The following is a 12434-nucleotide window of genomic DNA, read 5'->3' on the forward strand; positions in this document are numbered from 1 at the left end:
GAGGACATCATGCCGAACGTCTCTCGGCGAACGATCGCGCTCGCGTCGCTTGCCACACTTGCCGCCACGCTTGCACCAAAGGACCGCGCCTGGGCCGAGAAGAAATACGGCCCTGGCGTCAGCGACACCGAAATCAAGGTCGGCCAGACCATCGCCTATAGCGGTCCTGCCTCAGCCTATGGTCAGCTCGGCCAGGCCGAAGCGGCCTATTTCAAGATGATCAACGATCGCGGCGGCATCAATGGCCGCAAGATCAACTTCATTACGGTCGACGACGGCTATAGCCCGCCAAAAGCGGTCGAGCAGACTCGCCGCCTGGTCGAGCAGGAAGAAGTGGCGTTGATGTTCGGCATGCTCGGCACCCCGCTGAACCTTGCGACACGCACCTATCTGAACTCCAACAAGGTGCCTCAGCTGTTCGTCGCCGCCGGCTCCGAGCAGTTCGCCAATCCGGAGAAATTTCCGTGGACCATCGGCTTTCAGCCGACGCTACGCTCCGAGGGAATCTTCTTCGGCAAGCAGATCCTGGCTGTCAATGCCAACCCCAAGATCGGCGTGCTCTACCAATACGATGATTTTGGCAAGGAGATGTTGTCTGGCCTTTCCGATGGCTTGGGATCGAAGGCTGCGGCGATCGTGGCGAGCGAGAGCTTTACTCCCACCGATCCGACGATCGACTCGCAGATTGTCAAACTGAAGTCGGTCGGCGTCGACACCGTCATGCTGTTTGCCTATGCCAAGCAGGCGGCCCAAGCCATCCGCAAGATCTACGAACTGAACTGGCAACCCGACACCTATCTGCATTCAGGGTCGGCGTCGATGAGTGCGACCCTGATACCGGCCGGCCTCGAGCGTTGCGTCGGCATCAAGACCGCGCGCTACATGAAGGATCCCTCCGATCCGCGGTGGCGCGACGACCCCGAGCTGAAACCATTCTACGAATGGCTCAATGAATACCTGCCAACCGCCAATTCGTCCGATACCTTCTTCCTGTCCGGATGGACCTTCAGTCAAATGCTGGTGCAGGTGCTGCGACAATGCGGCGACGACCTGACGCGCGAGAACATCATGCGCCAGGCCGCCAGTCTGAAGGATTTTCGCAATCCCGGACTCCTGCCGGGCAGCCTGATCAACACCAGTCGGACCGATTATCGCGTCGTGAAATTCATGACGCTCGAACGCTTCAACGGCAAAAACTGGGAGAGTGCCGGGACCTGACGATACGTCGTCTCGCGCATGAGTGACCGCTCGCCAGCAGCTCAACGCAAGCCGCATCTCGAGCGATCACTCAAGGTTTTGTCGCGCGGCGCTTTCGTTGAATTACGCCCTGCCAACAATGTTCGGCGCATGGTTGAGCCGTGCGCAACGGAGAAGAGCGCATGCCGCCACCTATAGCTCCTTCAGGCAGGTCGCTGCCATGAACAGCCCGCGACGCGATTGGCCGGTGGTCTCGCTCCAGGAGACTTACGCCATCCTGACCGCTGCAGGTGCTCCGTTCGAGATGGAAACGCTCGACATCGCAGGCCGTCCCGTCCGGGTCTACAAGAACGCCCACCGCGATCTCCGCGCGATCTTCGAGGCAAGCAAGCTTTGGGGTGACCGCACCTACATCGTCTTTGGCAACGAGCGCGTCTCCTTTCGCGGACACTATCGTGCCGCATCTGCCCTGGCGTGGCGGTTGGTCGATGATTACGGCGTGCAGAAGGGAGATCGCGTCGCCATCGCCATGCGGAATTTCCCGGAATGGCCGCTGGCGTTCTGGGCGGCGACGGTCATCGGCGCGGTTGCGGTGCCGCTCAATGCCTGGGGGACCGGGGACGACCTCGCCTATGGTCTGCGCGATTCCGGCGCATGCGTCGCCATCCTCGATGGTGAGCGTCTGGCTCGGCTCAAATCGCTCGCCCCGGGGGACCACACCGCCGCGCTTATCGCAGTGCGCGCTGCGCCCGAGACCCGGGACGATGCGACCGCGCTCGAGGATCTGATCGGCCCAAGATCGAATTACCACGCGCTGCCGGACCGGGCGCCCCCCGATCGGGACATTCAGCCGGATGACGACGCAACCATCCTCTACACATCGGGCACCACCGGCCGCTCCAAGGGAGCGCTGGGAACGCATCGCAACATCATGTGCAACCTCGTGAACATTACGTTCTCGGGGGCCCGCGCGGCGATCCGGCGCGGCGATCCGCTGCCCGCACCGCCGGACGCGCAGAAGGCGGTCCTGCTGCCGGTCCCGTTCTTTCACGTCACGGGGTGCCACTCGATCATGATCCCGGCCTTGGCGAACGGCGCGAAGATCGTGCTGATGTACAAGTGGAATGCCGAAGCGGCGCTCGAGCTGATCGAGCGCGAGCGCGTCAACGGCATGTCCGGCGTGCCATCGATGACGTGGCAATTGCTGGAATCGCCGGACTTCCAGGGCCGTGACGTTTCGAGCCTTGAAGGCCTGTCCTACGGCGGCGCCGCCGCATCGCCGGAGTTGACCCGGAAGGTCGCCGCGCTGTTCCCCGGCAAATTCGGAGGCACAGGCTATGGCGCTACCGAGACGTCCTCGGTCTCGACGTCGAACGGGGCCGAGGACTATCTGGCGCGGCCGGACTCGGTCGGGCCGGCCGTTCCCGGATGCGACCTGCGCGTCATCGACGATGCCGGAAACACGCTGCCCGTCGGCGCCATCGGCGAGCTCGAAATCTACGGCGGCAACGTCGTGAAAGGCTACTGGAACAATCCGCAGGCGACTGCGGCTGCGTTTCGCGATGGATGGTACCGGACGGGCGACATCGTCCGGATGGACGCGGACGGCTTTGTCTACCTGCTCGATCGCGTCAAGGACATGTTGATACGCGGCGGCGAGAACATCTACTGCGTCGAGATCGAGGACGCCCTGCTCGCTCATCCCGACATCTTCGAGGCTGCCATCGTCGGCATCCCCGACCGCGTGCTCGGTGAACGCGTCGGAGCCGTCGTGCGCGCAAGGGCGGGATCGCACCTCAGTCCCGAACAGGTGATCGAGCACCTGCGCCCAAGGCTCGCGACTTTCAAGCTGCCGGTCCACGTCGACATCCGCTTCGAGGAGCTGCCACGCACCGCGAGCGGCAAGATCGTCAAGCGACAGCTTCGCGAAGAACTCGCCGCAAAGGCAAGTACACCCGGATCAGGGTGAAAAACCGACATAATCGGGAGGAAGAAATGAAGAAACTCTTGTCGGCCATATCAGCCCTATCGGCCGGGCTGCTTTTTGTGACAGGCGCAACGGCCGCCGAGAAGAAATACGACGAAGGCGCCTCGGATACCGAGATCAAGCTCGGCCAGACCATGCCCTATAGTGGCCCGCTGTCGATCCATGGCATCCAGGGCCGCACCGAGGTCGCCTATTTCAGGATGCTAAACGAGGAGAAAGGCGGCATCAACGGCCGCAAGATCACTCTGATCTCCCTCGACGATGCCTTCTCGCCGCCCAAGACCGTCGAACAGACCCGCAAGCTGGTCGAGAACGACGGCGTGCTCGCGCTGTTCGGATCGTCCGGGACGGCGGCGCAGTCCTCCGTCCAGAAATACCTCAACAGCAAGGGCGTGCCGCAGCTGCTGGTTTCGACGGGCGCGAACAAGTGGAATCAGCCAAAAGCCTTCAAGTGGTCAACGCCCGCGTTCCATCTCTACGGCACCGAAGGGGAGATCCTCGCGAAGTACCTGCTGTCCGTGAAGCCGGACGCCAAGATCGCGATCCTCATGCAGAACGACGATTTCGGCCGCGACTACGTCTCAGGCTTCAAGAAGGGCCTCGGCGACAAGGCCTCCACCATGATCGTCAAGGAGGTCACCTACGAGCTGACCGATCCCACGATGGATTCCCCGATCGCGCAGCTCAAATCGTCCGGCGCCGACGTGTTCTTCAACGTCTCGCTCGGCAAGGCCGCCTCGCAATCGATGAAGAAGGCCTATGAACTCGACTGGAAGCCGCTGCAGCTGGTTGTCAGCCCGTCGGTCGGCCGGCAATTCCTCGAGGCCGCGGGCTTCGATTCCGTCACCGGCATCATCGCGGCCACCCCTTACAAGCAGGTGTCGAGCCCCAAATGGGCCGAAGACCCTGATGTCGTCGCCTATCAGGCGTTCATGAAGAAGTATCTCCCCAGCGAAGACCCCAAGAACGAGATCGGCTTTGCGGTCTATTCGTTCGCCTACGTCATGGGAAAGATCATAGAGGCCTGCGGAGACAACCTCACGCGGGAGAACCTACTGTACCAGGCCACGCATATGAACAACGTTCCCGCGCCCTCGCTGCTGCCCGGCACCACCTACACGACGACACCGGACAATTATGTCCCGTTCAAGCGGCTGGTCGTGCAGAAGTTCGACGGCAACGACTGGATCCAGGTCACGGCAATCACGGTCGATTAGACCGTTTTCGAGCGAGGTGGACCCCGGCTCGCGTCAAGAAGACGCGCCTCGTTCCGATTCCATCGGAACGGGAAAGGCTCTCGTCCGGGTCAACAGGCAATCATTGGGCGATCGGATCTGATGACCGGTCGCCCTCTCTTATGCGAAATGGCCTAGCGGGGGGCCATGCGGATGGCACCGTCGAGGCGGACGTCTTCGCCGTTGAAGTAGCCGTTGGTGATCATGGTCAGCGCGAGCTGTGCATATTCCTCGGGCAGGCCGAGGCGCTTTGGGAACGGCACCGAGGCGCTGAGCGCTGCCTTGACGTTTTCCGGCGCTCCCTGCAGCAGCGGCGTGTTGAAGATGCCCGGCAGGATGGTGTTGACGCGGATGCCCTCGTTCATCAGGTCGCGCGCGATCGGCAGCGTCATGCCGACGACGCCGCCCTTGGAAGCCGAATACGCGGCCTGCCCCATCTACCCGTCCTCGGCCGCGACCGAAGCGGTGTTGACGATCGCGCCGCGCTCACCGTCCTCCAGCGGGTCAGCGACAGCATGCCCTTCGCCGACTTCGCGATGCAGCGGAAAGTGCCGACAAGGTTGATCTGGATGATGCGGTTGAAGGCATCGAGCGGAAAGTGGGTGGGTTCGCCGGTGCTCTTGTCCCGGCCGGCGGTCTTCACCGCGTTGCCGGTGCCTGCGCAGTTCACCAGGATACGCTCCTGGCCGTGCGCCGCACGGGCCTTGGCAAAGGCCGCATCGACCTCGGCGTCAGAAGTGACATCGACCTTGCAGAACACGCCGCCGATTTCCTTGGCGACGGCTTCGCCCTTCTCCACGTTGAAGTCGAAGATGGCGACCTTTACGCCTTGGGCAGCAAGCGCGCGCGAGGTGGCTGCGCCGAGGCCGGAGGCGCCGCCGGAGACCACCGCGGCAACCGATGAATCGAGTTTCATTGCAGTACCCCTTTCTGGTCAGATGCGTTCGATGATGATGGCCGGCGCCATTCCGCCGGCGGCACACATGGTGACGAGACCATAGCGTCCACCGCTTCGCTCGAGCTCGTCGAGCGCGGTGCCAATCAAAATCGATCCGGTTGCGCCGATCGGGTGGCCGAGTGCGATCGAGCCGCCATTGATGTTGACCTTTTCACGATCAAGCTCGAGATCGCGAATGAACTTCTCGGCGACGACCGCAAAGGCCTCGTTGATCTCCCAGACGTCGATCTCGTCCGTGGTCAGGCCAGCCTTGGCGAGAACCTTCTTGGCGGCCGGAACCGGAGCGTTCAGCATCAGCGTCGGGTCGTCGCCCTGATTGGCATAGGCTACGATCCGACCGCGCGGCTTGAGGCCGTTTTTCGCAGCGTACTCTTTCGACGTGATCAGGACCGCGGCTGCGCCGTCCACCACGCCCGAGCTGTTGCCGGCATGATGCACGCCTTTCCATTCGAGGCCGGCGTAGCGGCGCTGGATCTGCTTCTTGAACGTCACGCCGTTGCCGAGATCGAAATCGGCAAGCTGCTCGAAACTGGGCTTGAGCGCGGCAAGGCCTTCAGCCGTCGTCTCCGGGCGCGGGAATTCCTCACGATTGAGGGCAACGCTGCCGTCCTCGTTGTAGACAGGCACCATCGACTTGGCGAAGCGGCCTTCGTCGATTGCCCTCTTGGCGCGCTGTTGGCTGACCAGCGCCAGGGCATCGCAGGCCTCGCGGCTGATGCCTTCGCGGGTCGCAATGGCGTCGCCGCACACCCCCTGGTGAGACTGCGGGTGGATGGCATCGAGCGCCGCATTGCCCGCCCCCATCAGCCGCGCCGGCTGTCCCGCCTTGGACCGCTCGGCTGCCAAGGCCTGTTGATAGCTCATCATCTCGGTACCTCCGGCGATGACGCAATCCTCCATTCCCGACATCACCGACGCGGCTGCCAGGTTGACCGATGTAATACCGCCGCCGCAGAAGCGATCCAGCGTCGTGGCGCTGGCGTTGATGTCGTACCCGGCGGCGAGCGCCGACATGCGTCCGAGATCGCCGCCCTGCTTGCCTTCCTGGGTCGACGTCGACCAGATGATGTCATCGACCGTTGACGTATCAAGGTTGTTGCGCTCCTTGAGCGCCTTGAGCACCGTTGCGGCCACCTGCTGCGGATGGAGGTGCGACAGCGCCCCCTTGCCCGGCTTGCCGATGCCCCGCGGCGTGCGAACAGCGTCGATAATGTATGCTTCAGACATGCGTTCCTCTTGGTTTTGAACGTTCTTGCTTCAAGGCGCGAGTTGATGTTCCGCTATGCGCACACTTGCGCCTTCATGGATACCCCGTTCTGCCACACAGGCGGGCCCGTTGCAGCTCTCGGCAAACCAGGAGGCGCCGGACACCATTGCATAGCTTCTGCTCACCCGCTCGACGCGGACCGTGTTTCAATTTCGTGAGGTGGAATGGCTGCGTCCGCACACCGTTAAAGGCTCTTTCTTCCAGCGCGCCTCATATCTCCAACACGGCAACCGTGTTGCCCTCGTTGACGGCGGCACCCTCCTCGACCGAGATCTTCACGACCACACCGTCAGCTTCCGCCACCACAGGTATCTCCATCTTCATGGATTCGATAAGGATGAGCGTGTCGCCCTTCGCGACGCGCTTGCCAAGTTCGGTTTCCACCTTCCAGACGAAGCCGCTGACCTCCGATTTAGCTTCCAGCCGTGCCATTCAGATACCTTTCTATTTTCTCGACCTGACTCACTCTGCGGTTCGATTATTCGCAGCCAAAGGCGATCGCGGCGGCGCGTTGCAGCAGCCGTTTCTCGTCGCGGTTCAGAGTTCTTTCATCATGTTGCGCCCTCAGAACGGCTCAATGATCCGCTTGCGCGTCGTGCGCGGCGCGGGCTGCTGTAGTGTCTCCAGCGTCTTGACGAGGATATCGCGCGTGTCGGCGGGATCGATCACGTCATCGTAGAGGAACTTGGCACCGCTTTCGACCGCTGTGTTCGAGCGCTTCAGCTCCGCGGTCAGGCCGGCATGCAGCTCGGCACGCTCCTCCGGCGTCGCCGCAGCCGCAAGCTCCTTCGCGTAGATGATGTTGACGGCGCCTTCGAGACCCATACCGCCGAACTCGGCAGTAGGCCACGCAACAAGGACCGCCGGCTCGAGCGGGCGCGAGCCCATGATGTAATAGCCGAGGCCGTAGGCCTTGCGCAGCACCACCGTCAGCACCGGAATGGTGGCGTTGGCGAGCGCCGACAGCACGCGCGCGCTGTGACGCATCAACCCGGTCTTCTCGACCTCTGGTCCGACCATTAAGCCGGGCGTGTCGCAGAGGACGACGAGCGGAATGTCGAAAGCGTCGCAGATCTGGATGAAGCGCGCCATCTTCAGGCAGGCAGGCGTATCCATGGCACCGGCGAGATACATCGGCTGATTGGCGACCATGCCCACGGTGCGGCCCGCGATGCGGCCGAACGCTGTGACCGCCGCCTTGCCGTAGCCCGCCTTGACCTCCAGCACGCTGTCGAGGTCGCAGAGCGTCTGGATCACGGTGCGGACATTGTAGGCCCGGCGCGGATTTTCCGGCACGAGGTCGCGCAGCAGCGTCTGGTCCGGTGCCTCGCCCGCCGGCTGCTGCATGTCGAAATAACCGAGATATTTCTTCGCCGCCGCGATCGCCTCTTCCTCGTCCTTGACGAGGATGTCGATCACGCCGGAGGCATAGTGCACCGACGACGGGCCGATCTCTTCCGGCGTGTATTTCTTGCCGAGCGCGGCTTCGACCAGCGGTGGCCCCGCCATGCCCATGGCCGAATCCTCGGTGGCGATCAGGACGTCACACAGACCGGCGAGATTGGCGTGCCCCGCAAAGGCGCGGCCCGGCGAGATGCCGACCGTCGGCACGAGGCCGGACAGGCGGGCATACACAACGAAGGTCGGCGTCGAGGGCCTTGCGGTAACGTGCATATCGTGTGGCCGGGCGCCGCCGCCGTCGAGCCAGCAGATCACCGGCAGCCGGTGTTTCTCGGCATGCGAGAACATCCGCGTGATCTTGGCGTGGTTCATCGCACTCTGGGTGCCGGCATAGACCGAGTAGTCGTAGAGCACCAGATCGATCGGCCGTCCGCCGACCTTGGCCGTTCCCATCACGAGCCCGTCGGCCGCGCCTTCCATGCCCTTGGTCGCAGGACGCACCAGCCCGCCATATTCGACGAAGCTGTCGTGATCTGCGATGGCTTCGACCGCACGGCGCACCGTCCAGCGGCCACGCTTGTCCTGGCGCGCGACGGCTGCGGGGCGCGCCGCATCGAGACGCGCGGCCTGGGCGTCGAGAACGAGCCTGAGATCGGCGCGCAACTTGGTATCGTCCTTCATCGTGTAACCTTCAAATCTCCGGCGGTCAGCTTCTCGCGCTTGAGGCGGATCCCCGCCCGCTCGCGATCCCAGGTGTCGCCGGTCACGCCTTCCGAGCGCAGCACGTGCTTCTCGATCTTCTGCGTCGGCGTCTTCGGCAGTTCCGCCAGAAGGCGGACGTAGCGCGGCACCATGAAGTGCGGCAGCCGCGGCGTCAGGAACGAGATGATCTCGAGCGGGTCGATGTCGGCCCCGGGCACGGGAGAGACGACGGCCATGACCTCGTCCTCGCCGAACTCGCTGGGGACGCCGACCACGGCACTTTCGCGCACCTTCGGATGTGCGCCGATCTCGGCCTCGACCTCGAAGGAGGAGATGTTCTCGCCGCGGCGGCGGATGGCATCCTTGATGCGGTCGACGAAGAAAAAATTGCCGGCATCGTCGCGGCGAAACGCGTCGCCGGTGTGGAACCAGCCATTGCGCCAGGCGCGCGCGGTCGCCTCCGGGTTGGCGTTGTAGCCGTGGTTCATGGTCCAGGGTTCGTCGGCGCGCACCATCAGCTCGCCGACGGTACCGTGCGGCACCTCGACGTTGTTGGCATCGACCACCCGCGCCTCGAAGCCGGCGCGGATGCGGCCGCAGGTCTTGGGCACGTCGGGATTGCACACCGAAACGATCGGGCACGAGATCTCCGTCATGTTGAAGACCGTGTAGATGTCGACGCCGAAACGCGCGGTGAACTCCGCCGCGTCGTCGGCCAGCGGCACCATGATCGCTTGCCGGAACGTATGATCACGATCGCGGGGGCTCGGCGGCGCCTTCATCAGGAACGGGATCATCGCGCCGAGCAGCGTCGTGGTGGTGGCGCCGGTCCGGCGCACGGTGTCCCAGAAGGTCTGGGTGTCGAATGACTCGACCAGCGCGATGGACCCGCCGCGCACCAGCATTCGGTACACGCCACTGGTGCCGCCGACATGGAACAGCGGCAGGTTCACCATCGCGCGGTCGTCCGAAGTCACGGTATCGATCGCCTCTGTCGTCGCCGCCAGATGGCGATAGGAGGACAGTACGCCTTTGGAGGGGCCCGTAGTGCCGGAGGTGTAGATCACCGCATGCGTATCCCAGGGCATGATCTCGCGCGCCGGATCGGCCGGCTCGGAGGTTGCTGACGACAGCGCGTCCTCGGTCAGGCCGCGTATGCCAGACAGGCCCTGCGGCGGCTCGCCCGCCACCGTGACCAGGGTATCCAGCGCGGCGGTCTCCACCTCGCCGAGCCGCTCGGCAAGCCGTGCGTCGGCGATCATCAGCCGCGCGCCGGAGTTCCTGATCACGTGGGCCAGCAACCGTCCGCGATAGGAGACGTTTACCGGCACGTATACCGCGCCGATGTAGTTCAGCGCGAACCAGACCGCGATCGAATGCGGACCGTTGGGGAGCCAGGACAGAACGAAATCGTCCTGCTTGACGCCGAGCGCCTGCAGGTTGGCGGCGACCCGGCGTACATTGTCACGCAGCCGCGTGTAGCTCCATTCCTCACCCGTCGACAGCACGACAAAGGTCTTGTGGCCGCGCTCGCGCGCATAACGATCGACCAGATTGCGCAGCACGTATCTGTCCGACGGGGACAGACGATCGTTGTCGCCACTCATTGGCGCCTCCCATTGCGCCGCCTTCAGGCGGTCGTTGATTCCGGCGCGAACGCCGTCAGCTGTTCTTGCGGCGGCCGGGCGCGTGTTGCCCCGCGCCGTCGACGCGCTTGCGCAGGCCCGCGTCGATGAATGCGTGAATCTGCGCCCGGTTGGTCGCAAGCCCGGTCGCATCGCCCTCGAGCAGCGACTGGATGATCAGGCCGCGCAGCATCCCGGCCAGGATGTTGGCCATCTTCGCGCAATCCACCCCCTCGCGGAGTTCGCCGGCGCGGCGTGCCTGCTCGAGATGCAGGCGAAAGCCGTCGTGGAAGCTGGCGCTCAGCGCGCGCGTGCGTGGCTGCAGCTCCGGGATTGCGCACAGCGATTCGACGAACAGCGAATAGAGCGCGGCGGTGGCCACCGGGCTCGCGCAGGCACTGTCGACATGCGCGTCGAGCCGCGCCCGCACCGCGTCGATGCCGACCTTCTCGCCGATCGCATGGCTCAACCGCTCGGCAAACCAGCCCTCCATGAAATCCATCAGCGCATTCAAGAGCGCGAACTTGGTGCCGAACCGCTCGGCCGGCAGCCCACGGCTGAAGCCGGCGGCGAGACCGATCTCGGCAAGCGTCGCGCCCGCCGCGCCCTTCTGCGCAATGGTCGACATCGCCGCGCGCAGCATGCGCGCATCTGACGCACGTCGCCGCTCATCCTGCCGCGACATAGGCTTAGTCTTGAGTTGAGGCGCTGAAGAAACCATGGCTGACCTTAATAATTCACTTGCTGGTCGGTCAACAAGTATTATGATCGCGCCAAATTGCGGCCGACCAAAGAGCCGCCACCTTGGGAGAGAAACTGCATGCGCTCGACGCCCGCAATCCCTCTGCTCGCCCGCAACGTCATCGACCGACGCGCATTGCTGCGGCTCGCCGCACAGCTCGGCGCCGCCTCGTTCGCCAGCGCCGCCTTCGCGCAGCAACAGCAAGCCTTCAAGGTCGGATGGATCAGGCCGACCACCGGCCGCCTCGCCTCCTCCTTTGCGCCGCTCTATTTCGGCGGGCTTATCGCCGTCGACGAGATCAACGCCGCCGGCGGCATTTTGGGCCGCCAGATCGCGCGCGTCGAGGAGGATGACGAAGCCTCGCCAGCGAAGGAGCCGGGCATCGTGCGCAAGCTGCGCGAGCAGGATGTCGGATGTTTCGTCGGACCGACCGGCAGTTCGCAATCGCTGGCCTCGATCGCGGCCGCGACGTCGGCCAAGACCATCCAGGCGACCTATGCCGCCGCCGCGGAAGCCGGCGATGGCCGCAAATATCCCTATCACTACCAGATCATGTTCAACACCGACCAGCAGGCCGACGTCTGCGTCGAATACATGATCAAGACGCTCGGCCTGAAGAAGATCGGCATCCTCCAGGAGAACACCGCGTTCGGCGAGCAGGGCACAGCCGCAACGAAGGCGATCCTGCAGAAGAAGTTCGGCCTGACGCCGGTCAGCGAGCAGGTCTATCCGATCTCTGCGCCCGACCTGTCGGCCTATGTCGGCAACTTGCAGAAGGCCGGCGCGGACGGCGTGATCGGCTGGATCGCCAACGTTCCGAATGCCGCGATGATCTTCAACGCGATGAAGACGTTGAAATGGTCTCCGCCGGTCACCGGCCACAGCGGCCTGATGCTGCCGGCCCTGTTCGATCTGGTGCCTGCCGAAACCATCAAGAACGTGTTCGCGACCTACTACCGCAACTTCACCTGGACCGAGACCGAGCAGCCCGGAGCGCGGCAGCTCGAATTCGCCAGGAAGCTCGCGCAGTACCCGGAGGCGAAGGGCTACGAGGTCAACGTCGCCGCCGCGCCCTATTACGATTTCCTCTATTGCCTAAAGGCTGCGATCGAATCGGAGAAGAGCTTCGAGCCCGAAGCGATCAAGCGCGGGCTCGACAATCTCAAGAATCACAAGGGCCTGCTCGGCGACATCTCCTTCACGCCGGAGAATCATTCAGGCGTCGGGGCAAAGGACGTCGTGCTGGTCGCGGTCGCCTCGGGACAGGATCCGCGCGCGATGGGCTGCCTGCGCGCCCGCGCACCCGGCCAGTGAAGGCCA

At 63.9% G+C, this 12434-nt stretch carries 9 protein-coding genes and 1 pseudogene; 4 read left to right on the plus strand and 6 right to left on the minus strand.

Translation table 11 applies throughout. The features are described 5' to 3' along the window. Positions 1 to 9 precede the first annotated feature (9 nt). From B5V03_RS40845 to B5V03_RS40855, 3 genes are all read left to right on the plus strand, one after another. Positions 10 to 1218, plus strand: coding sequence for an ABC transporter substrate-binding protein (locus B5V03_RS40845; RefSeq protein ID WP_129276053.1), 1209 nt, complete (start codon positions 10 to 12; stop codon positions 1216 to 1218). A gap of 199 nt (positions 1219 to 1417) precedes the next feature. Further along, positions 1418 to 3166 carry a class I adenylate-forming enzyme family protein gene (locus B5V03_RS40850; protein WP_129276054.1) on the plus strand — a complete coding sequence of 583 codons (1749 nt, stop codon included), beginning with the start codon at positions 1418 to 1420 and terminating at the stop codon, positions 3164 to 3166. A 26-nt stretch (positions 3167 to 3192) separates the two neighbouring features. Then, complete coding sequence (locus B5V03_RS40855; protein ID WP_129276055.1) at positions 3193 to 4401, plus strand: ABC transporter substrate-binding protein; 1209 nt, start codon at positions 3193 to 3195, stop codon at positions 4399 to 4401. A 152-nt stretch (positions 4402 to 4553) separates the two neighbouring features. Here B5V03_RS40855 and B5V03_RS40860 read toward each other — a convergent pair. From B5V03_RS40860 to B5V03_RS40885, 6 genes and pseudogenes are all read right to left on the minus strand, one after another. Beyond that, positions 4554 to 5335 (minus strand): annotated as a pseudogene (locus B5V03_RS40860) (SDR family NAD(P)-dependent oxidoreductase). Between the two features lie 18 nt (positions 5336 to 5353). Further along, on the minus strand, positions 5354 to 6604 hold the full coding sequence (locus B5V03_RS40865) for an acetyl-CoA C-acetyltransferase (protein WP_129276056.1): 1251 nt from the start codon (positions 6602 to 6604) through the stop codon (positions 5354 to 5356). Between the two features lie 250 nt (positions 6605 to 6854). Then, positions 6855 to 7076, minus strand: coding sequence for a biotin/lipoyl-binding carrier protein (locus B5V03_RS40870; RefSeq protein WP_129276057.1), 222 nt, complete (start codon positions 7074 to 7076; stop codon positions 6855 to 6857). A 132-nt stretch (positions 7077 to 7208) separates the two neighbouring features. Continuing rightward, positions 7209 to 8726 carry an acyl-CoA carboxylase subunit beta gene (locus tag B5V03_RS40875; protein ID WP_129276058.1) on the minus strand — a complete coding sequence of 506 codons (1518 nt, stop codon included), beginning with the start codon at positions 8724 to 8726 and terminating at the stop codon, positions 7209 to 7211. Then, positions 8723 to 10354, minus strand: coding sequence for an AMP-binding protein (locus B5V03_RS40880; RefSeq protein ID WP_129276059.1), 1632 nt, complete (start codon positions 10352 to 10354; stop codon positions 8723 to 8725). Before B5V03_RS40880 ends, B5V03_RS40875 begins: the two co-directional genes overlap by 4 nt. Before the next feature lie 55 nt (positions 10355 to 10409). Next, positions 10410 to 11015, minus strand: a complete 606-nt coding sequence (locus tag B5V03_RS40885; RefSeq protein ID WP_164988646.1) for a TetR/AcrR family transcriptional regulator — start codon at positions 11013 to 11015, stop codon at positions 10410 to 10412. A gap of 177 nt (positions 11016 to 11192) precedes the next feature. Between B5V03_RS40885 and B5V03_RS40890 the strand changes: the two genes are divergently transcribed. Beyond that, positions 11193 to 12428, plus strand: a complete 1236-nt coding sequence (locus B5V03_RS40890; protein ID WP_129276061.1) for an ABC transporter substrate-binding protein — start codon at positions 11193 to 11195, stop codon at positions 12426 to 12428. Positions 12429 to 12434: the final 6 nt, after the last annotated feature.

Source organism: Bradyrhizobium betae (genome assembly GCF_004123905.1).
Taxonomy (GTDB): Bacteria; Pseudomonadota; Alphaproteobacteria; order Rhizobiales; family Xanthobacteraceae; genus Bradyrhizobium; species Bradyrhizobium betae_A.

Excerpts from the sequence above, each read along its gene's own strand:
- B5V03_RS40875 (WP_129276058.1), bottom strand. The coding sequence starts at position 8,726 with ATGAAGGACGATACCAAGTTGCGCGCCGATCTCAGGCTCGTTCTCGAC.
- B5V03_RS40890 (WP_129276061.1), top strand. The coding sequence starts at position 11,193 with ATGCGCTCGACGCCCGCAATCCCTCTGCTCGCCCGCAACGTCATCGAC.
- B5V03_RS40870 (WP_129276057.1), bottom strand. The coding sequence starts at position 7,076 with ATGGCACGGCTGGAAGCTAAATCGGAGGTCAGCGGCTTCGTCTGGAAG.
- B5V03_RS40865 (WP_129276056.1), bottom strand. The coding sequence starts at position 6,604 with ATGTCTGAAGCATACATTATCGACGCTGTTCGCACGCCGCGGGGCATC.
- B5V03_RS40880 (WP_129276059.1), bottom strand. The coding sequence starts at position 10,354 with ATGAGTGGCGACAACGATCGTCTGTCCCCGTCGGACAGATACGTGCTG.
- B5V03_RS40855 (WP_129276055.1), top strand. The coding sequence starts at position 3,193 with ATGAAGAAACTCTTGTCGGCCATATCAGCCCTATCGGCCGGGCTGCTT.
- B5V03_RS40885 (WP_164988646.1), bottom strand. The coding sequence starts at position 11,015 with ATGCTGCGCGCGGCGATGTCGACCATTGCGCAGAAGGGCGCGGCGGGC.
- B5V03_RS40845 (WP_129276053.1), top strand. The coding sequence starts at position 10 with ATGCCGAACGTCTCTCGGCGAACGATCGCGCTCGCGTCGCTTGCCACA.
- B5V03_RS40850 (WP_129276054.1), top strand. The coding sequence starts at position 1,418 with ATGAACAGCCCGCGACGCGATTGGCCGGTGGTCTCGCTCCAGGAGACT.